20 protein-coding genes are annotated in these 22,223 nt (G+C 70.9%); 17 read left to right on the top strand and 3 right to left on the bottom strand.

All coding sequences use genetic code 11. The features are described from left to right. Window positions 1–121: 121 nt before the first annotated feature. The 13 genes from OIE40_RS05510 to OIE40_RS05450 all read left to right on the top strand — a co-directional run bounded on the left by OIE40_RS05510 (window position 122) and on the right by OIE40_RS05450 (window position 15,073). Complete coding sequence (locus OIE40_RS05510; protein ID WP_264700837.1) at window positions 122–325, top strand: cold-shock protein; 204 nt, start codon at window positions 122–124, stop codon at window positions 323–325. Between the two features lie 175 nt (window positions 326–500). Further along, window positions 501–1,724 (top strand): toxic anion resistance protein, encoded by a 1,224-nt coding sequence (locus tag OIE40_RS05505; protein WP_264700836.1) that lies wholly within the window; start codon window positions 501–503, stop codon window positions 1,722–1,724. Between the two features lie 70 nt (window positions 1,725–1,794). Then, window positions 1,795–2,364 carry a hypothetical protein gene (locus OIE40_RS05500; protein ID WP_264700835.1) on the top strand — a complete coding sequence of 190 codons (570 nt, stop codon included), beginning with the start codon at window positions 1,795–1,797 and terminating at the stop codon, window positions 2,362–2,364. Continuing rightward, window positions 2,361–4,025: an AAA family ATPase gene (locus OIE40_RS05495; RefSeq protein ID WP_264700833.1), complete on the top strand. Its 1,665-nt coding sequence runs from the start codon at window positions 2,361–2,363 to the stop codon at window positions 4,023–4,025. Before OIE40_RS05500 ends, OIE40_RS05495 begins: the two co-directional genes overlap by 4 nt. Beyond that, window positions 4,022–5,323, top strand: coding sequence for a hypothetical protein (locus OIE40_RS05490; protein ID WP_264700831.1), 1,302 nt, complete (start codon window positions 4,022–4,024; stop codon window positions 5,321–5,323). Before OIE40_RS05495 ends, OIE40_RS05490 begins: the two co-directional genes overlap by 4 nt. Beyond that, window positions 5,320–6,450, top strand: a complete 1,131-nt coding sequence (locus tag OIE40_RS05485; RefSeq protein WP_264700829.1) for a hypothetical protein — start codon at window positions 5,320–5,322, stop codon at window positions 6,448–6,450. The genes OIE40_RS05490 and OIE40_RS05485 overlap by 4 nt, the downstream gene beginning before the upstream one ends. Continuing rightward, the gene (locus OIE40_RS05480) at window positions 6,447–8,747 is read left to right on the top strand and encodes a serine/threonine-protein kinase (RefSeq protein ID WP_264700827.1); all 2,301 of its coding nucleotides are present in this window, start codon (window positions 6,447–6,449) and stop codon (window positions 8,745–8,747) included. Before OIE40_RS05485 ends, OIE40_RS05480 begins: the two co-directional genes overlap by 4 nt. Continuing rightward, window positions 8,744–9,970, top strand: coding sequence for a PP2C family protein-serine/threonine phosphatase (locus OIE40_RS05475; protein WP_264700825.1), 1,227 nt, complete (start codon window positions 8,744–8,746; stop codon window positions 9,968–9,970). Before OIE40_RS05480 ends, OIE40_RS05475 begins: the two co-directional genes overlap by 4 nt. Window position 9,971: 1 nt before the next feature. Next, complete coding sequence (locus OIE40_RS05470; RefSeq protein WP_264700823.1) at window positions 9,972–11,252, top strand: vWA domain-containing protein; 1,281 nt, start codon at window positions 9,972–9,974, stop codon at window positions 11,250–11,252. Between the two features lies 1 nt (window position 11,253). Next, window positions 11,254–12,333: a double zinc ribbon and FHA domain-containing protein gene (locus OIE40_RS05465; RefSeq protein ID WP_264700821.1), complete on the top strand. Its 1,080-nt coding sequence runs from the start codon at window positions 11,254–11,256 to the stop codon at window positions 12,331–12,333. Window positions 12,334–12,506: 173 nt separating this feature from the next. Further along, window positions 12,507–13,292: an ABC transporter permease gene (locus tag OIE40_RS05460; protein WP_264700819.1), complete on the top strand. Its 786-nt coding sequence runs from the start codon at window positions 12,507–12,509 to the stop codon at window positions 13,290–13,292. After that, on the top strand, window positions 13,285–14,130 hold the full coding sequence (locus OIE40_RS05455; protein ID WP_264700817.1) for an ABC transporter permease: 846 nt from the start codon (window positions 13,285–13,287) through the stop codon (window positions 14,128–14,130). The genes OIE40_RS05460 and OIE40_RS05455 overlap by 8 nt, the downstream gene beginning before the upstream one ends. Before the next feature lies 1 nt (window position 14,131). Continuing rightward, window positions 14,132–15,073, top strand: a complete 942-nt coding sequence (locus OIE40_RS05450; protein WP_264700814.1) for an ABC transporter ATP-binding protein — start codon at window positions 14,132–14,134, stop codon at window positions 15,071–15,073. 39 nt (window positions 15,074–15,112) lie between these two features. Here the strand turns inward: OIE40_RS05450 and OIE40_RS05445 are convergent, their stop codons facing one another. Then, window positions 15,113–15,736 (bottom strand): MBL fold metallo-hydrolase, encoded by a 624-nt coding sequence (locus OIE40_RS05445; RefSeq protein ID WP_264700812.1) that lies wholly within the window; start codon window positions 15,734–15,736, stop codon window positions 15,113–15,115. 290 nt (window positions 15,737–16,026) lie between these two features. On the opposite strand from OIE40_RS05445, the gene OIE40_RS05440 reads away from it, so the two are divergent. From OIE40_RS05440 to OIE40_RS05425, 4 genes are all read left to right on the top strand, one after another. Beyond that, window positions 16,027–16,251, top strand: coding sequence for a DUF3107 domain-containing protein (locus OIE40_RS05440; RefSeq protein ID WP_264700810.1), 225 nt, complete (start codon window positions 16,027–16,029; stop codon window positions 16,249–16,251). Between the two features lie 139 nt (window positions 16,252–16,390). Beyond that, the gene (locus tag OIE40_RS05435) at window positions 16,391–17,899 is read left to right on the top strand and encodes a DEAD/DEAH box helicase (protein WP_413774475.1); all 1,509 of its coding nucleotides are present in this window, start codon (window positions 16,391–16,393) and stop codon (window positions 17,897–17,899) included. A 361-nt stretch (window positions 17,900–18,260) separates the two neighbouring features. Further along, window positions 18,261–19,343 carry an S-(hydroxymethyl)mycothiol dehydrogenase gene (locus OIE40_RS05430; RefSeq protein ID WP_264700808.1) on the top strand — a complete coding sequence of 361 codons (1,083 nt, stop codon included), beginning with the start codon at window positions 18,261–18,263 and terminating at the stop codon, window positions 19,341–19,343. Next, entirely contained in the window at window positions 19,343–19,954 is a 612-nt protein-coding gene (locus OIE40_RS05425) for an MBL fold metallo-hydrolase (RefSeq protein WP_264700806.1), read from the top strand. The genes OIE40_RS05430 and OIE40_RS05425 overlap by 1 nt, the downstream gene beginning before the upstream one ends. A gap of 81 nt (window positions 19,955–20,035) precedes the next feature. Here OIE40_RS05425 and OIE40_RS05420 read toward each other — a convergent pair whose 3' ends face one another. Next, a complete protein-coding gene (locus tag OIE40_RS05420; RefSeq protein ID WP_264700805.1) occupies window positions 20,036–21,019 on the bottom strand; it encodes a DNA polymerase domain-containing protein in 984 nt (327 codons plus the stop codon). 58 nt (window positions 21,020–21,077) lie between these two features. Next, window positions 21,078–22,061 carry a hypothetical protein gene (locus OIE40_RS05415; RefSeq protein WP_264700803.1) on the bottom strand — a complete coding sequence of 328 codons (984 nt, stop codon included), beginning with the start codon at window positions 22,059–22,061 and terminating at the stop codon, window positions 21,078–21,080. Window positions 22,062–22,223 lie beyond the last annotated feature (162 nt).

Here is a 22,223-nt window from a genome sequence, read left to right as displayed (position 1 = left end):
ACACCCGATGTGACAGGGTTGCTGGCGCTGCCGCGAGGGCGACCGAAGGTCGTCTGGGACAGCTCGTTCGGCAGTGTCCGCCCCAACCAGGGCGGGCGCAATCTGTGTAAGGAGTAGGTACATGGCGCAGGGAACCGTCAAGTGGTTCAGTGCCGAGAAGGGCTACGGCTTCATCGAGGTCGAGGGTGGCACCCAGGACGTCTTCGTCCACCACACGGCCATCGACACCCAGGGCTTCCGGACCCTCAACGAGGGGCAGAAGGTCGAGTTCGAGATCACCTCCGGCCCCAAGGGCCCTCAGGCGGACCACGTCCGGCCACTGTGATCGACGGCTCGGCTTCGAGCGACGAAACGGGCTCCGTCCTGGTGACGGGGCCCGTTTCGTTACCCACTCGACGGCCCGGTCTTCCAGGGATGTCCCGGACGCCGTCCCCACTGTCCCCCAGCCCGACGCCCGCTAGATTGGACGGCGACCACTGCCAAGAGCCCGAGAGGGAGTCATGAGTTCCACCACGCCTCCCGGCGCCGCCGCCGCGATGCCGCTGCAGCCGCCGGCCACGCTGACCCTGACCGCTCCCGAGGCCCCGCCGGCCGTCACCGAGACCCAGGCGCCGGCGATGGCGCCCCAGGTCGAGGCGGCCCAGGTCCCGGTGCTCGACCAGAAGGTGGACGAGTTCCTGACCGCACTCAACTCGGCCGAGGAGAAGTCGCCCACCTTCGCCGCCCAGGCCGACGCCGTCCGCAGCATGGGCGACGCCGACATCCGGAAGGCGGCAGAGACGTCCAACCGTCTCCTCAACACCCCCGTGCGGGCACTCAAGGAGGGCGGCCTGTCCGAGGGCTCCAAGGTCGGCCAGACGCTGGTCCAGCTGCGCCGCACCGTCGAGGACCTCGACCCCGGCAAGGCGCGGGGTCCGAAGAAGTTCCTCGGGATGATCCCGTTCGGCGACCAGGTCACCGACTACTTCCGCCGCTATCAGAGTTCGCAGCAGCAGCTCAACGGCATCCTGCACGCCCTGCGTTCGGGCCAGGACGAGCTGACCAAGGACAACGTGGCGCTCAACATGGAGAAGCAGAACCTGTGGACGGTGATGGGCCGGCTCAACCAGTACGTCTACATCGCCGAACGGTTGGACGCCCGACTGTCGGCCCAGGTCGCGGAGTTGCAGATCTCCGATCCTGAGAAGGCCAAGGCGCTCAGCCAGGACGTCCTGTTCTACGTCCGGCAGAAGCACCAGGACCTGCTCACCCAACTGGCGGTGTCGATTCAGAGCTACCTCGCGATCGACATCATCATCAAGAACAACATCGAGCTGATCAAGGGCGTCGATCGGGCCTCGACCACTACCATCTCGGCGCTGCGCACCGCGGTCATCGTCGCCCAGGCGCTGGGCAACCAGAAGCTGGTGCTCGACCAGATCACCGCCCTGAACTCGACGACATCGCAGATGATCCAACGCACCTCCGAGATGCTGAAGGAGAACTCCGCGGCGATCCAGGAGCAGGCGGCGTCCTCGACGATCGGGCTCGAGCAGTTGCAGGCGGCGTTCGCGAACATCTACTCGACGATGGACTCGATCGACGAGTTCAAGCTGCGCGCGCTGGACACCATGGCGCAGACCATCGGCGTGCTCGAGGGCGAGGTGGTGAAGTCGAAGGAGTACCTGGATCGGGTCGCCCAGCAGGACTCCCGCTCGCAGACCATGCCGCAGATCAGCATTTGACGACGTTCCGGACGCCGCACGCGTCCGGAACCGCGAGAGGCCCGAGCCACGGCGCCGACGCAAGCAGAAGGTGGATGGACGACAGATGGGGTTCTGGGACTGGCTGACCGGCCGGGACTCGACGCCGTCCGCGCCGCCGGTCCCCGAGGTCGACCCCGCCCCGACCGAGGCCGACATCCTCGCCTCGCTGGACGGTGTGGAACAGCTGATCGGCTCCGGCGCCCTGCCGGCGGTGGTCCGGTCCCGGGCGGCCCGGGTCACGCGGCTGGTGCGGCAGACGTTGCCCCGGCTGGGTTCGCTCGGCCTGGGCAGTTACGACAGCTATTCGGTGGTGGCCACCGCCACCGACTACCTGCCCGAGGCGGTCGGCGCCTATCTGCGGCTGCCGCGGGACTGGGCCGATTCGCGTCCGGTCGAGAACGGCAAGACTCCCCTGCTGCTGCTGGTCGACCAACTGGACCTGCTGGGAGCCACGATGGAGAAGATCTACGACGCCGCCAACTCCACCGATGCGGCCGCCCTGATCACCCACGGCAAGTTCCTGCAGGAACGGTTCGGTCACGCCTCCGGCACCGACCTGAACCTGCAGCCACCGCCGGCAGCCGATCCCTCCGACCCCTTCGACCTGGAGCGCCCGTGAGCACCCCTGACCTGCCCAGCACCCTGGACGCCGTGGCGGCGGCCGCCCGTACCGCCGGGGTCGACGTCGACGCCGCCCGCACCGAGGGCGAGCAGATCGCGGCAACAGTCGCCGAGTCGTCGGTGGGGTCCTTCGTCGACTGGTGCACCGCGACGGGCCGTGCGATCAATGCCCAGGTCTTCATGGACGCCGCCTTGAAGGGCCGCCGTTTCCGCACCTCGGCGACCCCCCTGGTCGCCCAGCTGCACAACTCACACTCGGCCCAGGCCGTGCCCTACGCCAAGGCACTCGCCGAGGTCGCGGCGGCCGCCGCGCTGCTCGGCAAGCCCGGCCCGGGCAGCATCGGGGCGGCGCAGGGAACGGCCAGCGCCCAGCTCAACGCCGCCCAGGGACTGGCCGCGCCGTCCCCCGCCGCGCAGTCCGGGCCAGGAGTGCCGCCGGCCACCGACGCCGCCTTCGTCCGGCAGGCGCCGCAGATCCTGTCCAGCGTGCTGGGCCGCATGCACGAGTCGCAGTCCAGGCTGCTCGACCTGCGCCAACTCGACCCGTTCGCGCCGGGCGCCTTCCCGGGGCTGGGCAACTCCGGCAACCCCGGCGTCCCGGCCAACCCGACGGTCGACGCCCCCAGCGCACCCTTCCAGGGCCCGACCGGGGCCCCGGCCACCGAGCAGCCGCCGGTCCAGGCCGCCCCGTCGCCCGAGCCGGCCGAACCGCCCGAGCCCGAGGAGCCGGCCGAACCCGAGAAGTCGCTGGACGAACTGCTCGCCGAGCTGGACGCCCTGGTCGGGCTCGAGCGGGTGAAGGCCGAGATCCACCGGCAGACCGCCGTGCTCAAGGTGGACGCCCTGCGCGCGAAGGCCGGGCTGAAGAGCCCCACCATCACCCGGCACCTCGTCTTCGTCGGCAACCCGGGCACCGGCAAGACGACCGTGGCGCGGCTGGTGGCCGGCATCTACCGCGCGGTGGGGTTGCTGTCCAAGGGCCAACTGGTCGAGGTCGACCGCTCCGAGCTGGTCGCCGGCTACCTCGGCCAGACCGCGATGAAGACCGCCGAGGTGGTCGCCAAGGCCGAGGGCGGCGTTCTGTTCATCGACGAGGCGTACAGCCTCAACGGCGACCAGTACGGCGAGGAGGCGATCAACACCCTGGTCAAGGAGATGGAGGACAAGCGCAACGACCTGGTGGTCATCGTCGCCGGCTACCCGCTGCCGATGAGTGTCTTCATCGCGCAGAACCCGGGGCTGGCGAGCCGCTTCCGCACCACGATCGGCTTCGACGACTACACCGACGCCGAACTGGAAAAGATCTTCACCGGCATGGTGTCCGGCGCCGACTACGACCTGGGCGAGGGTTGCGTCGAGACCTTCCGCGGCCTGCTCGGCCGGGAGGTCCGCGACCAGACCTTCGGCAACGGCCGCTTCGCCCGCAACGTGCTCGAAGCCGCGATCGGCAAGCACGCCTGGCGGTTGCGGGACGCCGCCGACCCGACCCTCGAGCAGCTTCGCACCCTGCTGCCCGCCGATCTCGAGATGGACGCCGCGCCGGTGGTGGACTGGCAGCCCGCCGAACCCGGGCGCCTGCAGCCGCCGGACGCCGACCCGAGCGCCCCGCACGCTCCCGCACCGTCCGACCCCTCCGCCGCACCCGGAGCCGGGGCATGACGGCCCTCACCCGCCCCGGCACCGGCACCGTGGCCGGCGGCTCCGGTGGTGCGCCGACCGGCATCCAGCCCAGCGCGCAGACGCCTCCCCCAGCCCCGGCGCAGGCCACCCCGACACCCCGTCGGGGCACGCCGCGATCGGTGCGCCGGCTGCGCAGGCTGCAGGTGATGGCCGTTGCCCTGGTGGTGGCGTTCGGCGCGCTGGTCGTCGCCGGCCTCGCCGTCCAGTCCTCGGCCGCCGGCCACGCCAGCGCGAGCCTCGCCCAGTACAACCGGTTGACCGAGGCCCGGGTACAGGCACTGCAGGTCCAGCAGGCGGCCAACACGTGGGCGCTCACCCCGACCGCGGCCGTCAGGGCCGAGGTGACCAGCAACCTGACCACGCTGGCCACCAGCCTCGCCGACGCGTCCGCCGTCAGCGAGGACCGCGACACGATGGCGCCGCTGACCGCCGCACTGGTCAACTATTCGATGACCCTGCAGGACGCCCTGAACGCCAAGGGCACCGACTCGGCCGCGCTGCTGGCCAAGGCCGACACCGCGCTGTCCGCCGACCTGCTGAAGCCGCTGGGCGAGGCCGCGGCCGCAGCCGGCGACCGGGTCTCGAGCGACCTCACCGCGAACTGGCTGTACTGGGTGATCGGCGGCTTCGTGCTGGCCGGCGGCGGACTGATCGCGGTGCAGGTGGCGCTGGCCCGCGCGTCCCACCGCTACCTGAACCCGGGGGTCGCACTCGGCCTGGTCGCCGCGCTGGCCTCGGTGACCGTGCTGGCGGTCACCGCGGGGTCGGCGACCACTGCCGCCACCAGCTTTAGTTCCACCACCCGCGCCGAACTGGACGCCGCCGCGACCGCACGCACCCAGCTCAACCAGGCCCGCGCCGACGAGTTGCTGATGATCGCCCTGCAAGGCGGCGGCGCCAGCTACCGCACTCGGTGGAACGACGCCTACTCCGAGGCACGCAAGGCGGTGCAGACCATCAGCACCCGCGCCAAGGCACTCAGCGAGCTCACCGCCTACGCCGAGGCGCACGGCGAGGTGGTCGAGGCCGCCGACCACGCCGACTGGGCCGGCGCACGAAGCCTGTTGCTCGGCGACGGTGCCGCGGCCACGGCGTTCGACGAGGCCGCATCATCGCTCGCCGCGCTGGCCTCCGACGCCGGCGAGCCCGCCGCGGAGTCCGTGGGGTCGGTGGGCGAGGGTGTCGTGGTGGCGATCGCCGGCGTCGTTCTGCTCACCCTGGCCGGCGCCGCGCTGGCCGTCTGGGGCGTGGCGCGGCGGATCGAGGAGTACCGGTGAGCGCGGTCAGCGCGCCGGCCGCGCCCGGCCGGCTGAACGAGCCGGTTCAGCCCCAGCAGATGGTCGGCTACCTGTCCGAGCTGGACGCCTGGACGGCCGCCCGGCGCAGCGAACTGGCTGCGCTGGACGCCGAGATCCTCGGCCGCAAGCTGTCGGCACTGACCCCCGACATGCAACTGTCGCTGGCCCTGTGGCAGGCGGTGAAGAACCGGTACGACCTGCTGCTGGTCACCTGGGATTCGGGACGGGTCGGGCCCGCGGAATGCGCCCGGCTGTCGTCGCTGATCTGGGGACGCCTCGACACCGGCGCCAGCCCGTCGGCCCAGCTCGCCGGCATGGCCGTGTCGCTGCCCGAGGCCTGCCGGCTGTCGGACGCCCTGGTCGCCCAGCTGCGGCAGAAGCTGAACCTGGATCCCAACGCCGAGCAGCTGGCCCGCCGGCTGCGCGACCTGCGGGCCCAGCTGGAACGGATCCGCGAACAGATCGCGCTCGAGCCGCCGGCCTCGGCCCCGGCGGCGTCCGCGCAGCTGCAGCAACTCGCCGTCCGGCTGACGGAGCTGGAGGGTAAGCGCGAGCGCGGCGGTGACATCGGCGGGCTGCTCGGGCCGCTGGAGATCGATGCGGCCCGCTACGAACGCGACCTGATCGTGGGCGGCGCCCGACGCCGCGAGAACCGCGACGCGCTGGCTCGCGCCCGCGAACTCACCGACGAGCTGACCGCGCAGGAGGAGGCCACCCGCCAGCTGGTCGCCAAGACGGTCGCCGAAGTGACCCCGGCCCCCAAGTACGCGGTGCCGGACGTCGCCGCCCTCGGCCCGGTGCCCAACACGCGGGCCGCGATCGACAAACATCTGGCCCGACTGGGTCAGGTCGGCAAAGCGCTTCAGGTGGTTCAGGAGGCCTATTCGGGAGTGCTCGCCGAACGCGACGCGCAGACCGCGCTGGTCGGTGCCCTGCGGGTGAAGGCGCAGGCTCTTGGACACGCCGGCGATCCCGACTTCGCGGCGCTGATGGACATCACCGGGCGGCTGCTGGCGCGGCGTCCGGCTCCGCTGGCGGTGGTCAGGCAACTGCTGCCGGCCGCGCAGGCGCTGCTGGACGCCCTCGCCGAGGAGGTGCCCCGGTGAGATGCCGGCAGCCGGGCTGCACCGGCACCATCGTCGACGGCTACTGCGACGTGTGCGGCATGCCGGGCAACGCCGCCACCATGCCGGTCGGACGCGGAGTGCCCGGCAGCCGGCCGTCCGCCGCACCCAGCGGGCCGTGCCGGCAGCCCGGCTGCAGCGGCTCGATCGTCGACGGCTATTGCGACACCTGCGGCATGCCGCCGGATTCGGTGCTGGCGCCGACGGTGTCGTCGGTCACCCGGGCCTCGGTGCAGCTGGGCTCGACGGCGTTGGGCTCGGCCCGCGCCACCTCGTTCGGCGCGCGGCCGGTGCGGCGTCCGCCCAGCACGTCACGGCTGCGGATGGGCCGGATCGGCCAGGGCCTGACGATCGTCCCGCCCGCACCGGCGGTCGACCCGGCCAAGGCCGTCATGGTCGACGCCGAGCTGCCCGAGGACAAACGGGTCTGCCCCAACTGCGGGGCGAAGGTCGGACGCTCCCGCGACGACGCCGCCGGCCGTTCCGACGGCTTCTGTCCCAACTGCGGCGCCGCCTACTCGTTCAGCCCCAAGCTCGCCCACGGCGACCTGGTGGCCAACCAGTACGAGGTGGTGGGCCCGCTGGCCCACGGCGGCATGGGCTGGATCTACCTGGCCCGCGACAAGAACGTGTCCGACCGCTGGGTCGTGCTCAAGGGCCTGCTGAACACCGGCGACGCCGACACCCTCAAGGCGACCCTGTCCGAGCAGCAGTTCCTGGCCCAGGTCGAGCACCCGCTGATCGTGGAGATCTACAACTTCGTCAGCCACGCCGACAACGGCTACATCGTGATGGAGTACGTCGGCGGCCGTTCGCTGAAGCAGTTGCTGAAGCAGCGGATGGAGGCCAACGGGGGGCGCTACGACCCGCTGCCGGTCGACCAGGCGCTCGCCTTCCTGATCGAGATCCTGCCCGCCTTCAGCTACTTGCACGACCTGGGCCTGCTGTACTGCGACTTCAAGCCCGACAACGTCATTCAGGTCGGCGACTCGCTCAAGCTGATCGACCTCGGCGGCGTCCGGCGCGCCAATGACGACGACTCGGCGATCTACGGCACGGTCGGCTACCAGGCACCCGAGGTCGCGCAGGCCGGGGCGAGCGTGGCGTCCGACATCTTCACCATCGGCCGCACCCTGATGGTGCTGTGCGCCGAGGTGCCCGGCTATCAGGGCGAGTACGAGTTCACCATTCCGCCGGCCGACCAGCTGCCCGCCTTCGCCCGCTACGACTCGCTCTACCGGTTGCTGCTGAAGTGCTGCGCCCGCGACCCGGGCGACCGGTTCAACTCCGCCGAGGAACTGCGGCTGCAGATGCTCGGCGTGCTGCGCGAGGTGGTCGCCACGACCGCGGGCGGGACGGCGTCCACCTCGGTCAGCTCGCCGTTGTTCGAGGCACCGACGGTGTCGGGCAACCGGTTCGACTGGCAGCAGCTGCCGCAGCTTCGCCGTGACCCGGGCGACCCCCAGGCGGCCTGGCTGGGCAGCCTCGACCTGAGCGACCCGGTCGACCGGCTCGGGCAACTGCTACGCCCCCCGGCGGTGACCTCCGAGGTGCTGCTGGCCCGCTGCGTCGCAGCACTCGAGACCGGCAATCAGCGAGTGCTGGACGCCTCGGTGCACACGCTGCTCACCGACGATCCGTGGGAGTGGCGGGCGGTATGGATGGCCGGACTCGGTGCGCTGCTGCGCGGCGACAACACCACGGCGCTGTCGTCGTTCAACGCCGTCTACGGCCAGCTGCCCGGCGAGCTGGCGCCGAAACTCGCGCTCGCGGTGGCCTGTGAGCTGGCCGGTCAGTCCGAGGTGGCCGAGAGCCTGTACCGGATCTGCGCCTCCACCGACGCCAATTACGTCACCCCGGCCGGGTTCGGGCTGGCCCGGCTGCGTGCCGCACAGGGTGACCTGATCGGGTCGCTCGCGGCACTGGAACTGATTCCGCAGACCTCCCGCGGCTATCTGGAGTCGCAGAAGCTGAAGACCGAGGCGTTGATCGCGCTGGGCAATGACGCCAGCCACCTGGGTGAGGCGTTGAAGGTGCTGCAGCATGCCCGGCTCGATGCGCGCAGCCAGCTGAGCTACGAGGCGTCCATCTTCGGCAAGGCGCTGGCCCTGGCCGGCAACGGCTCGGTGACGCTCGGCTCGACCGCCTACACGATCGGCCACCTGCGCGACCGGCTGGAATCCACCTATCGGCAACTCGCCCAATTGAGCGCCGACGCCCACGACCGAGCCGACCTGGTCGACAAGGCCAATCAGATCCGAGCCTGGAGCTTGCTGTGAGCACTGAGGACACCCCCGCCTGGCCCCTGTGGGCGACCGATCACGACGCCGCCGGGCCGGCCGCGCCCCAGGAGGCGTCGACCCTGGGACTGGCGGCGCCCTGCCCCGAGTGCGGGATGCCCGTCCGCCCCGACCAGCGGTACTGCGAGAACTGCGGGGCCGACGTGCATCCCGACCTGGCATTCGGCGCTTCGGGTGGGGCGGCGTCGGAGGCCACGGTCAAGCTGAACCGGCCCCGCCCCGCTCGCCGTGCCTGTCTGGAGTGTGGCGGCGAGGTGGACGCCGACGGCTACTGCCAGACCTGCGGCGCCAAGGCACCCTCGCCCCGCGACCATTTCGAGGCCGCGCCGGCGTCGTGGCTGGGCGGGGTGTGCGACCGCGGCGTGGTGCACGCCCGCAACGAGGACGCGATGGCGTTGTGGACGGCGGCCGAACCGGACCGTTCCGCGGTGCTGGTGGTCTGCGACGGCGTGTCGAGCTCGCAGGATTCCGACGTCGCGGCCATGGCGGCCGCCGAGACGGCCCGCGACGTGCTGGCGGACGCCGTGCGCGGCCTGGCCGGCTCGCCCGATGGGGGCGACACCGACCCCGGGACCGGCCCGCTGCACCGGGCCCTGGTCGAGGCCGCCGCACGCGCCAACGATGCCGTCGTCGCGCACACCGCGCCCGACAGTGAGAATGCGGCCTCGTGCACGTTCGCCGCCGCCGTGGTCGTCGGCGACCGGGTGCACTGGGCGGGGCTGGGCGACTCCCGGGTCTACCTGCTGACCGATACCGCCCAGGTGCAGCTCAGTACCGATCATTCCGGCGCCGAGGAACTGATCCGCGCCGGCGTCCCGCGGGAGCAGGCCGAGACGGGCCTGCACGCCCACGCGATCACCCGCTGGCTCGGCCGCGACGCCGAGGACGTGGTGCCCGACACCGGCGTCCACCCCGTCACCGGTACCGGCTGGCTACTGGTCTGCACCGACGGTTTGTGGAACTACGCCTCGGCGCCCGGTGCGCTGGCCGAACAACTGCTCGCCGCCGGCAGCGACGGCGCAGACCCGGTCGCGGTGGCGTCCAGGCTCGTCAAGTGGGCCAACGCCCAGGGCGGCAAGGACAACGTCACGGTGGCCCTGGCTCGGCTGGAGGCTAACCTGAACGGTGCGTCACAAGCACCGACGGCGATCGCCGCGGAATCGACGGACGCGCCCGGGACGAGTGTGGAAGAGAAGATCTGAGATGGCCCTGTTCACCTCCGCGGTGTACCAGAACGAGTTCCTGCCCGACGGTGGCACCGACGTCAATGCGATCGTCACGATCGCCTGCAGCGGTGCCGGCGCCGCGGGTCAGACCGGCAGCGGGGACGCCGGCGAGATCATCATCGTCGACACGTCGGGCTCGATGGGCAACGCGAACATGGCGGCCGCCAAGCAGGCGGCGATGGTGGCCCTCGACCACATTCTCGACGGCACCTACTTCGCGGTGGTCGCCGGCAACCACAAGGCCTACCTCGCCTATCCGATGGTGCAGTCGGGGGCCGGCATGGTCCGGATGGACGCCCGTACCCGGGCCGAGGCGCGCCGGGCGATCGGCTACTTCCGTGCCGACGGCGGCACGGCGATGGGCAACTGGCTGAACCTCGCCCGGGCCCTGTTCGACTCGATCGGGCACCTCGCCCAGAAACACGCCATCCTGCTCACCGACGGCGAGAACCACAACGAGACCCAACAGCAGCTCGACCTGGCCATCCGCAACTGTGTGGGGCAGTTCCAGGTGGACTGCCGTGGCGTCGGGGTGGACTGGAAGGTCGCCGAGATCCGCAAGATCGCCCAGGCGCTGCTGGGCACCGTCGACATCATTCCCAACCCGTCACAGCTGGGCCAGGCCTTCGCAGAGCTGATGCAGGCCTCGATGGCCCGCGGGGTCGCTGCGGCCGACCTGCGCGTGTGGATCCCGCAGGGTGCGCAGGTGCTGTTCGTCCGGCAGGTGTCGCCCACGGTGGAGGACCTGACCGGGCGCGGCGTCGGGATCAATCCGTTGACGGCGGCGTACCCGACCGGTTCGTGGGGTGACGAGGAGCGCGACTATCACCTGCAGATCCGGCTGCCCGCCAAGTCGGTCGGCCAGGAACAGCTGGCCGCCCGGGTGCAGCTCGCCGTCGGCAACGAGGTGCTCACCCAAGGCCTGGTCAAGGCGAAGTGGTCCTCGGACACGAACCTGACCGCGCAGATCAACCCGGAGGTGGCGCACTACACCGGTCAGACCGAGCTGGCCCGGGCCATCCAGGAGGGGCTCCAGGCGAAGGCGACCGGTGACGAGCGGACGGCGACCACCAAGCTGGGCCGGGCCGCACAGCTCGCCGCCGAGACGGGCAACGCCGAGGCGACCGCGAAGCTGCGCAAGGTCGTCGACATCGACGACGCCGAGACCGGTACGGTGCGGTTGAAGCGCGGCGTCGCCAAGGCCGACGAGATGGCCCTGGACACCGCCTCCACCAAGACGACGCGAATCAGGGGCTGACATGGCGATCTGTCCGGCCGGGCACACCTCGGCCGCCGAGGACTACTGCGACATCTGCGGGCTGCCGGTCACCCCGGACGCTGCCCCGCCGCCGGCGGCGCCCACCCAGCAACCGCAGGCGGCTGTGTGCCCCAACTGCGGCGCCCGCAACGCCGCCGACGCCCTGTTCTGTGAGGCGTGCGGCTACGACTTCACCACCGGCACCCTGCCGCGCAGCGCGGTCCCGACCTCGCCGCAGCCCGTGAGCCCGGCACCCGAGCCCGTTCCGGACGGGGTAGGCGCGTTCGTCAGTTCCGAGCCCGGGCCGGACGGGCCCGCCGAGGTTCCCGGGTCGGACGAATCCGCGGAGCCGGCCGAGCAACAGCCCTCGGAAACGCAGCCCTCGGACTCACAGCCGTCGGACGAGAAGCCGTCGGACCCGCAGGTCCCGGACGCGCAGCGCGGGCCGGGAGCGACGCCGGCGGGCGACGTCCAGGCTGCCGACGGCGCAGGTGCCGACACCGCCGGCGATCCGGCGGCCGGTGATCCGCCGGCCGCCACCGGCGCGCCGGGTGAGGCGCCCGTCCCCGCCGAGGCCACTGAGGAGCGCCCAGCCGAGCCGACGGCCAAGGCGCCGGCGCCGACCCCGCCTTCACGGCGTCCGCTGCAACCCAGGAACACCACCGTCGACTGGGTCGCCGAAGTGTGGATCGACCCCGACTGGTACGCCACCCAGGGTTCGACCGAGGCGTTGCCCTCCCCCGGCCTGCCCGAGGTGGTGCCGCTGCGCTCGTCGACGGCGCTGATCGGCCGCAGGTCGCTGAGCCGCAACATCCATCCCGACATCGACTGCGAGATCGATTCGGGCGTGAGCCGGCGGCACGCCCAGGTCACCACCGACGGCACCCGTTGGTGGATCGAGGACCTGGAATCCAGCAACGGCACCTTCGTCGGAGAGTCGGCGGGTCCGCTGCCCAAGGACCCGATCGGACGAGGCCGGGTCGAGTTCGCCCCCGACCAGCGCATCTACCTGGGCGCCTGGACGCGGATCGTCATCCGTCGCGCCACCGAGGACGAGCGCCAGGCCTACAACCCGGCCTGACCTTCGGCGCCCGGGCCACTGCCGCGAACGGCCCGTCCGTTTCGGCCGGGAGATTGCCGCGACGGCGTCCGGCCTCTTCCTCGGCCGGGTCGTGACCTTCGTTGGCCCCCGTCATCCCAGGATCCCGAGGCAGACCCGGGATGACGAACACCGAGCCGTCTAGGCTGTCGCGGGTGCGTGCGCTGTGGGAGCTTGCCGCCGCGAGCTTCCGGCGGCAGTTGCGCTACCGGGTCGCGATCGTCGCGACGATGGTCACCAACGTGGTGTTCGGGCTGGTCAGGGCGTCGCTGCTGCTGGCCGCGGTGGCGGGCGCGGGCGGCATGATCGCCGGCTACGACGCCCTGCAGGCGTCCACCTACGTGTGGCTGGGCCAATGCCTGGTCGGCGTGATCCCGATGTGGGCCAGCTCTGAGCTGGCCCAGCGGATCAAGGCCGGCGACATCGCCGTCGACCTTCTCCGTCCGGTCCCCCCGGCGGGCGGCTGGCTGGCCGCCGAACTCGGACGCGCCGCCAGCGCCCTGCTCGTCCGGGTGGCGCCGATGCTGGCGCTGGGGGCGATCACCACCGGCCTCGCGATCCCGGGTCATGCCGGCGACTGGCTGCTCGGACTACTGTCGGTCGCCCTTGCGGTGACCCTGGCCTTCCAGGGCTGGCTACTGGTCAACCTCGCCGCGCTGTGGGTGCTCGAGGTGCGCGGCTACCTGAACCTGTACATGATCGTGATGAACCTGCTCTGCGGGCTGTTCGTACCGGTGTCCTGGTTTCCCGACTGGCTCTATGCGATCACCCTCGCCACCCCGTTCCCGAGCATGTTCCAGGCCCCGATCAACGTCGTGCTGGGCACTGGGTCGCCCTGGCTGGCGCTCGGCGTCCAGCTGGCGTGGGTGGCCGGCCTGGGGCTGGCGACGCAGGTCGTGCTGCGGCGGGGGCTGACCCGGATGGTGGTGCAGGGTGGCTGACCACATCACCGCACCTGCCGATCCGCGGCACTCCCGCATCGGTGCACTGCGGATGCTCCGGGTGATGCTCTCCGCGCGGCTGCGCTCCCAGGTCGTCTACCGGGGCAGCTTCGCCGGCGACCTGCTGGCCCAGGCCCTGCTGAGTGTCACCGAGTTCGTGGAGGTGTACGTGCTGCTGCACAACGCACCGGTCTTCGGCGGCATGACGCTGGTGCAGGCCTGCGTGGTCTACGGATTGTCGTCGATGGCGTTCGGGCTGGCCGACATGGTGTTCGGCCAGCTCGACACGGTCAACGTCGCGATCCGCACCGGACAGTTGGAGACCTTGCTGGTGCGGCCGGTGCCGCTGCTGCTGCAACTGATCACCGCCGACGTCCAGCTGCGCCGGCTGGGGCGGGTCTCGACCGGCCTGCTGATCTACGTCTGGTCGCTGTGCTACGCCCAGGTGCCGCTCGACGGGGCAGGCCTGGCGCTCATCGTCAGCGCCCCGCTCGCCGGGATGCTGATCTTCGGGGCACTGTTCGTGGCGGCCGGCAGCCTACAGTTCTGGCTGATCGACGGCGCCCAGGCCGGCAACACCATCACCTACGGTGGCCGCTACGTGGCCAGCATGCCGGCCGGTGCGCTGCTGCTGCCGGTGCGGGTGTTCTTCACCTTCGTGGTGCCCGCCACCCTGGTCGCCTACGTGCCGGCGGCCGTCCTGACCGGGGCCGAGCTGGTCTGGCCGTTCCAGCCGGCGATGGCCTGGCTCGGCCTGCCGGTCGCCGTCCTGCTGTGGGCCGTGGTGGGATTGCTGTGGCGGGCGGGCGTCCGTCGCTACACCGGGGCGGGGGGCTGAGATGGCGATCATCGAGACCTCCGCGCTGACCCGCGACTACCGGCGCAGGCGGGGCACGCTGCGCGCACTGGACGCCCTCGACCTGAGCGTCCGGGCGGGCGAGGCGATCGGCTACCTCGGGGCGAACGGCTCGGGCAAGTCGACCACCATCAAGCTGCTGACCGGCATTCTCACCCCGACCGCCGGCACCGTGCGGACTTGCGGTCTGGATCCCGTGCCGGCCCGGCGCCGGCTGGCCCGCAGGATCGGAGTGGTGTTCGGTCAGCGCAGCGTGCTGTGGTGGGACCTGCCGCTGTGGGACAGCTTCGCCATCCTCGCCGCGATGCACCGGCTGCCGGAGGGGGTGTGGCGGCCGCGGGTGGCGATGCTGGTCGAGGAGTTGGCCCTGGGAGAGTTCCTGGCCCAGCCGGTACGGGAGCTGTCACTCGGCCAGCGGATGCGCGGCGAGATCGCCGCGGCCCTCGTCCACGCGCCCGAGCTGCTCGTCCTCGACGAGCCGACGATCGGCCTCGACGTGCTCAGCAAGAACGCCCTCCGCGAGTTCCTGCAGCGCGAACGGAACGAACGGGGCACGACCCTGTTCCTCACCACGCACGACCTGGGCGACGTGCAACGGCTGTGCGAGCGGATGGTGATCATCGACCACGGCAGGGCCGCCTTCGACGGCACCGCCGCCGACCTGGCCCGAGTCACCGGCGCCGAACGCGTGCTGGTCGCCGACCTGGCCGAGCCGGTCGACTCCCTCGACCTGCCGCCCGGCGCCCGGCTGGACGCCGTCGAAGCGGCCGGCCACCGCGTCCGTCTCTCGTTCCGCCCCGGCGAGGTGAGCGCCGCGGCCCTGTTCGCCAGCGTCGCCGGCCAGGCCCGGGTCGACGACCTCACCCTGACCGAGCCCGCGATCGAGGACCTGGTCGCCCGCATCTACACCCGTTCCGCCGAATGAGGCGCCGTGGAACGCGGGCGGGCCGCCACCGCTGATTCCTCAGCCGGCCGTCGGCACCCACGGCTCGGCTGCGTGGGCCAACCAGACCTCCGCCGGTTCGAGTGCCCGGATCAGCCGCTGACCCTCGGTCCGGGGGTCATCCAGCTCGCCGTGCCAGACCGCGGTGTCGCCGGCGATCACAATCGGACGGTCCCCGCCCTCGACCACCACCACCTGACTGCCGTTGGTGTGACCCGGTGACGGCAGCAGCCGGACGCCGGGCAGCAACTCGGTCTCGCCGTCGACGGGCACGTAGGTCACCCCGCGTGCGTCCACCCACTCGGGGATGGTGTAGTCCGCCAGGGTGCGGGCGTCGGTGAGCTCCTGGCGTTGCACGTGGATCGGCCGGCCGGCGAAGAGGTGGTTGCCCCCGCAATGGTCGAAGTGAAGGTGTGTGTTCACCACGAAGTCGACCTGGGCGAGGTCGAAGTCCTGCTGGTCGAGTGGACGTAGCCGCGGGTCCATGTCCGCCACCGCCGGATGCAACTCGGTCAGCCCGGTGTCGACCAGCACCCGGCCGTCGGGATGGTCGATCAGGTGCACGTAGATCGGCAGCCGTTCGTCCTCCCCCACCAGCAGGTCGCCGACGAGGATGGGGGTCACGGTGATCCGCGGTTGAGTCATGAAGCCGTCCTGGTTCTGTGGTTGAGCCGGGTCCGATTATCCGTCCCGGCGTTGGTCGTCGACACCCCCGGGTTACGATCTCGCGCTGACCGGGTCCGCGATCGCCGACGTGGCCGCCCGCCTCGACACCCGCCGTGCCGAGTGACACCGACTGCGGGGACTGTCCCCTCTCCACCGCTCTCGCGCCGCCGAAGGATCGTGGCATGACGAATTGCGCTGCCAGCGTACGGCGCTGCGCCGCGGCGTCCCGCCCAACTAGATTGGCGACGAACCAGCTGTGAGGAGATGCAATGGAGATCAAGGTCGGAGTCATTCACGCCCCGCGCGAGATCGTGCTGGAGTCGGAGGAGTCGTCCAGCGACGTCGAGACCGCGTTCACCGAAGCGATCAAGAACGACTCGGTGCTGACCCTGACCGACGAGCGCGGCCGCAAGGTGCTGGTGCCCGCAGCCAAGATCGCCTACCTCGAAATCGGCCAGGAAGCGGTGCGCCGGGTGGGCTTCGGCGCAGTCTGAGGCGTTCGGGGTAGACTGGCGGGCGAACGCACAGGATGTGCGTCCCCACGGTCTGCGCGGCCGACGTTGCGCCGCCGACGTGGGTGTCACATTTACCGGCCTGACGGCCGGTGCACGTTAGGCCACCACACTGAGCGACATCGCCATCGAGGAACTGGACATCGACCAGGCTCCTCCCGCAACCACCTTCGCCGATCTCGGCGTCATCCCCGCCATCTCCGAGGCGCTCGCCGCCGTCGGGATCGAGCACCCGTTCCCCATCCAGTCCCTCGCCATCCCGATCGCCATCAACGGCACCGACATGATCGGCCAGGCGCGCACGGGCACCGGCAAGACGCTCGCCTTCGGCGTTAGTCTGCTGCAGCGCATCGTGCTGAAGTCGGACGAGGGCTACGCCGACCTGACCCCCAAGGGCAAGCCGCAGGCGCTGGTCATGTGCCCGACCCGGGAACTCGCACTGCAGGTCGCCGAGGACATCGAGGTCGCCTCGTCGGTACGTAAGGCCCGCGTCCTGACCGTCTACGGCGGCGTCGGCTACGACAACCAGATCGGCAGCCTGACCAGTGGCGTGGACGTCGTGGTCGGCACCCCCGGCCGGTTGCTCGACCTGGTCACCCGCCGCTCGCTGGACCTGTCCGCGGTGAAGGTGCTGGTGCTCGACGAGGCCGACGAGATGCTCGACATGGGCTTCCTGCCCGACGTGGAGCGGCTGATCTCCAAGACCCCGCCGACCCGGCAGACGATGCTGTTCAGCGCCACCATGCCCTCGGCGGTGGTGGGCCTGGCCCGGATGTACCTCAACCAGCCGGTCAACGTGCGCGCCGAGACCCAGGACGCCTCGGTCACCGTGCCCGAGGTCGACCAGTTCGTCTACCAGGCGCACGACCTCGACAAGCCCGAGGTGATCGGACGCCTCCTGCAGGCCGAGGGCTGCACCAAGACGATCATCTTCACCCGCACCAAGCGGTCCGCGCAGCGGCTCAGCGACGAACTGACCGACCGCGGTTTCAGCGTCACCTCGCTGCACGGCGACCTCAACCAGGCGCTCCGCGAGAAGTCGCTGAAGCGGTTCCATGAGGACAAGGTCAAGGTGCTGGTCGCCACCGACGTCGCCGCCCGCGGCATCGACGTGACCGGGGTGTCGCACGTGGTCAACTACGAGTGCCCCGATGACGACAAGACCTATGTGCACCGGATCGGCCGCACCGGACGCGCCGGCGCGAAGGGCGTCGCGGTCACCCTCGTCGACTGGGCCGACCTGACCCGGTGGAAGGTGATCAACAAGACCCTCGATCTCGGTCATCCCGACCCGGCCGAGACCTACTCGACCTCGAAGCACCTGTTCACCGAGTTGGGCATCGAGCCCGGCACCAAGGGCCGGATCGCCCCACCCAAGCCGCCCGAGCCGCGCGAACCGCGCCAGCCGCGTGAGCGTGGCCCGAAGGCCGAGCGGGTCGAGACCAATGACGGCCGGGTGCGGCGCAAGCGGCGTCGTTCCGGCGGCGCCGACAAGCCGGTGCAGCCCGACACCACCACGAGCGAGGCCACTGCGGATCAGGCCGGAGATCCGGCGTCCGACAAGCCCCGTCGCCGGCGCCGCCGGCGCTCCTCCTCGGGCCTCTCGCAGCAGGCCGGCGCGGCCGAGTAGGGCTCCCAGGCTCAGCCGGCACGACCGCCCGGTATCGGACGCCTCGCGGCGGGCCGTCCGGGACATCCAGGTCGTCCGGGGTCACCCGGGGGCGTCCGTTCTCTGCAACGCCCACTGGTTTCACCAACGGTGGCTGCTTTCGTGTTGTGACACGAAAGCAGCCACCGTTGTTGTCAGTATTGGGCGTTGCTGAGAACCGCCGACCCCTCACCGGCCGGCCGTCGGGCCCGTCCGGGACGGCTGGCTGTGCGCCAGCGGCGAGTGCACTGTGAAAGCCTCGCCAGCGCGGGCCGGTGGTTGACCTGTCAGGCTCGGCCCTACAGGATCGGAACACAACCATCCAACGGGAGGCACGACACATATGCAGCAGGTGAAGGGCGTCATCGCCCGCGGCAAGGGGGCTCCGGTCGAACTGGTCACGGTGAACGTGCCCGACCCAGGCCCCGGCGAGGCGGTGGTCGCGATCCAGGCCTGCGGCGTGTGCCACACCGACCTGCACTACCGCGAGGGCGGCATCGGCGACGACTACCCCTACCTGCTCGGGCACGAGGCGGCCGGCATCGTCGAATCGGTGGGCCCTGAGGTGCACGACCTGGCGCCCGGTGACTTCGTCGTCCTCAACTGGCGTGCGGTGTGCGGCGCCTGCCGGGCTTGCCGCCGCGGGCGTCCGTGGTACTGCTTCGCCACGCACAACGCCAAACAGAAGATGACCCTGACCGACGGCACCGAACTCTCTCCGGCGCTCGGCATCGGCGCGTTCATCGACAAGACGCTGGTCGCCGCCGGGCAGTGCACCAAGGTCGATCCGGCCGCCCGCCCAGCCGCCGCGGGGCTGCTCGGCTGCGGTGTGATGGCCGGCCTGGGGGCCGCCTTGAACACGGGAAACGTCGGGCGCGGCGACTCCGTCGCGGTGATCGGCTGCGGCGGGGTCGGTTCCGCCGCGATCGCCGGAGCCCGGCTGGCAGGCGCGAACCGGATCATCGCCGTCGACCTGGACGACCGCAAGCTGAACAAGGCCAAGGAACTCGGCGCCACGCACACCGTCAACTCCAAGCAGTCCGATCCCGTCGAAGCGATCCAGCAGCTGACTGACGGCTTCGGTGCCGACGTGGTGATCGACGCGGTCGGTCGTCCCGAAACCTGGAAGCAGGCGTTCTACGGCCGGGACCTGGCGGGCACGGTCGTGCTGGTCGGCGTCCCCACCCCCGAGATGCAACTCGAACTGCCGCTGCTCGACGTGTTCGGCCGGGGCGGTTCGCTGAAGTCGTCGTGGTACGGCGACTGCCTGCCGAGCCGGGACTTCCCGATGCTGATCGACCTGTACCTGCAGGGCCGGCTGCCGCTGGACGCGTTCGTCACCGAGGAGATCGGCATCGACGGGGTCGAGGCGGCGTTCGACAAGATGCACGGCGGCGACGTGCTGCGTTCGGTGGTGGTCTTCTGATGGCGGTCCGCATCGACCACGCGGTGACCTCCGGCACCTTTTCGCTCGACGGCGAGACCTTCGACGTCGACAACAACGTGTGGGTGATCGGCGACGACCGGGACTGCGTCGTGATCGACGCTCCCCATGACCTGCCCGCCATCGTGACACTGATCGACGGACGCCGGGTGCAGGCTGTGCTGTGCACCCACGCCCACGACGACCACGTCCGCTGGGCACCAGCGCTGGGCCGCATCACCAAGGCGCCGGTGCTGCTGCACCCCGACGACGCGCCGGTGTGGGCGCTCACCCACGACACCCCGCCCGACGGCGAGCTCAGCGACGGGCAGGAGATCACCATCGCGGGCCAGACGTTGCGGGTGCTGCACACCCCGGGCCACGCCCCGGGTGCTGTGTGCTTCCACCTGCCCGCGCTGAACACGCTCTTCAGCGGGGACACGCTGTTCAACGGCGGCCCCGGCGCCACCGGCCGCAGCTTCAGCGATCGGGACACCCTCGTGGCGTCGATCCGGGCCAAGCTGTTCGAGCTGCCCGACGACACGGTGGTGAAGACCGGCCACGGCGACGACACCACGATCGGCGCCGAGAAGGAAGCGCTCGGTACCGAGTAGTCGCAGCGTCGTCAGTCCTCCGCCCCTCGTCGCGGCGGACGCCGGGTTCTCCCGGTCGACCAGTGGGATGGCGGGGAGTTACTACTCTGCGCGGGCCTGGCTCGCCCGCTTGCGGCGCTTGCCCTCGTGCATCGCCGCCACCCGGGCGATGGGAATGCCGTGCCCCTGCTCGACAACCTCACCGGATACCTGCTGCGGCTCAGGCAACAGCGCCGCCCAGGGATCGTCCGTCGGCAGCGGCAACACCGATCGCACAGTGAAGTCGGCGGGCTTCACAGCGTCCAGATCGCCCCACGACACCGGATAGGACACCGTCGTCCCGGGCCGGACGCGTGGGCTGAACGCGCACGCCAGCGATCCGCCACCGGCACGCGTCGAGTCGACGAAGACCCGGCCGCCGCGATCGGCCTTGAGGAACGCGGTGGTGGCGACGCCCGGGTCGAGGGCTTCGGTGCGTGCCGCGAGCGCCCGGGTCGCGGCGGCGGCGTCCGGAAGGTCGAGGTCGCGCACGGGCACCATGACGTGCAGCCCCTTCGAGCCGGACGTCTTCACCGCCCCCTGCAACCCGACGGCGTCGAGGGCCGCCCGCACCTGGTGTGCGACAGCTACCACCACGTTGAAACCGCTGCCCTCGGGCGGATCGAGGTCGAGTACCAGGTGCGTGACCGTGCCGCCGAGCACGTCGGTGGTGTCGCCGTACTCCGGCACCATCAGGGTCGGGTGGAACTCCACCGCGCGCTGGTTACCGAACCAGAGCAGGGTCCGCAGGTCGTTGCACAGCGGGTAGTGGATCTCACGATGCCCGGCGTCCGACCACACCGGGGTCCATTGCACGTAGTCAGGAGCGTAGTCGGGCAGATTCTTCTGCATGAACGGCTGCTGTCCGGGTCGCACACGAACCACCGACAGCGGCCGGTCGCGCAGCCCGGGAAGCATGAACGGCGCGACGGCCTCGAGGTAGTCGATCAGGTCACGCTTGGTCGCCCCGGCGCCGGTGAACAAGGGCTGGTCGAGGTTGCTCAGCTCGACGCCGTGCCGACTCTCCTTCGGTGCGCCCTTCGCCATCGGGCCACTGTGCCACGGCGGGCAGCGGTGAACCAGTGCAGCCGGGACGCCCGGGCGGTTACTTCTTGACCGTGGCGGTCGCTGCCGACGTCTTGGTCACGGTGGTGTAGCCGGCCTTCTTGCCGGTCACCTTGACCTTGAGGTTCTTGCCCTTCGACGCCGACGTCAGCTTGTAGGTCGACTTCGTGGCACCCGAGATCTTGGAGCTGCCGCGGTACCACTGATAGGTGAGCTTCGCCCCGGACGTCCAGGTGCCCGCCTTCGCGGTGAGGGTCTTGCCGACCTTGGCGGTGCCCGAGATCTTGGGCGTCGCGGCGGTCAGCTTCTTGAACGGCGCCAGGGTGACGGACCAGGAGGAGTTCTTGCCGGCGTACAGGGTCTCGAACCAGTAGGTGCCCGTGGTTCCGATCTTCACGGTCGCGGAGCCCGAGCCCGAGGCGGAGAGCTCGCGATGGGTGATGTCCTGCCAGCCGTTGCCGGATTCGTTCAGACCGAGGTAGAAGTCAGTGGCGCCGTAGGCGTCGTAGTTGTTCGAGTACGTGTAGGTGACGTAGTAGGTGCCCGTCTTGACCCGGCTCAGCGTGGTGGCGTCGGGTCCGGTGCCGGACACCTTGAGCGACGTCACCGTCGACGTGGGTTCGGCGACCGGGCTGACGTCGACGGACCAGGAGGCGTCGTCGGCGGCGTCCTTCACGACGATCCACATCTTCATCTGCTCGGGGACCTCGATGAAGCGGGTGATGGTGCTGCCGGTCTCGTAGTCCCAGGCGAGCAGCCACGAGACGCGGCCGCGGCCCTCGAGCTGGGCGTAGAACTGCGGCACGTCACCGTTCTCGGAGTTGCCCGCGTAGGCCAGGTCGAAGCGGTAGTAGCCGCCGTTCAGGGTGAAGGTCTGCGACGGTCCGGAGCCCACCCCGTCGACCGCGACCTCCGACACGGCCTGCGCCGGCGTCGAAGCGCCAAGGCCGACCAGGCCGAGCAGAACTGTGCTGAGAAGGAGCGCCGCGCTGCGGGTCAGTGCCCGCGCAGACGTCAGTGACATGAGTGATTCCCCCGAAGTGTGTGGCGCGCGGCGAGGCCGCGGCAGGGCCATGCTTTCACAGCAAATGCCGCGGCATCGACCGTACCGCGTCCCCTGCACGGGTGACGTGCTGGCCCGCCCGTTCCCCCGACGACCCGGAAGGGTTCGATACCCGGGTGCGCG

Origin of the sequence: Micropruina sonneratiae (assembly GCF_025972045.1) — a bacterium.
GTDB lineage: Bacteria > Actinomycetota > Actinomycetes > Propionibacteriales > Propionibacteriaceae > Micropruina > Micropruina sonneratiae.
The sequence above is the reverse complement of the archived record's forward strand: the minus strand, read 5'-3'. Positions and strand labels throughout refer to the sequence as shown.

What these genes read in the sequence shown, in the direction of transcription:
- OIE40_RS05430 (WP_264700808.1), top strand. Translation starts at nt 18,261, where the DNA reads ATGCAGCAGGTGAAGGGCGTCATCGCCCGCGGCAAGGGGGCTCCGGTC.
- OIE40_RS05510 (WP_264700837.1), top strand. Translation starts at nt 122, where the DNA reads ATGGCGCAGGGAACCGTCAAGTGGTTCAGTGCCGAGAAGGGCTACGGC.
- OIE40_RS05425 (WP_264700806.1), top strand. Translation starts at nt 19,343, where the DNA reads ATGGCGGTCCGCATCGACCACGCGGTGACCTCCGGCACCTTTTCGCTC.
- OIE40_RS05450 (WP_264700814.1), top strand. Translation starts at nt 14,132, where the DNA reads ATGGCGATCATCGAGACCTCCGCGCTGACCCGCGACTACCGGCGCAGG.
- OIE40_RS05440 (WP_264700810.1), top strand. Translation starts at nt 16,027, where the DNA reads ATGGAGATCAAGGTCGGAGTCATTCACGCCCCGCGCGAGATCGTGCTG.
- OIE40_RS05445 (WP_264700812.1), bottom strand. Translation starts at nt 15,736, where the DNA reads ATGACTCAACCGCGGATCACCGTGACCCCCATCCTCGTCGGCGACCTG.
- OIE40_RS05505 (WP_264700836.1), top strand. Translation starts at nt 501, where the DNA reads ATGAGTTCCACCACGCCTCCCGGCGCCGCCGCCGCGATGCCGCTGCAG.
- OIE40_RS05465 (WP_264700821.1), top strand. Translation starts at nt 11,254, where the DNA reads ATGGCGATCTGTCCGGCCGGGCACACCTCGGCCGCCGAGGACTACTGC.
- OIE40_RS05420 (WP_264700805.1), bottom strand. Translation starts at nt 21,019, where the DNA reads ATGGCGAAGGGCGCACCGAAGGAGAGTCGGCACGGCGTCGAGCTGAGC.
- OIE40_RS05490 (WP_264700831.1), top strand. Translation starts at nt 4,022, where the DNA reads ATGACGGCCCTCACCCGCCCCGGCACCGGCACCGTGGCCGGCGGCTCC.
- OIE40_RS05470 (WP_264700823.1), top strand. Translation starts at nt 9,972, where the DNA reads ATGGCCCTGTTCACCTCCGCGGTGTACCAGAACGAGTTCCTGCCCGAC.
- OIE40_RS05415 (WP_264700803.1), bottom strand. Translation starts at nt 22,061, where the DNA reads ATGTCACTGACGTCTGCGCGGGCACTGACCCGCAGCGCGGCGCTCCTT.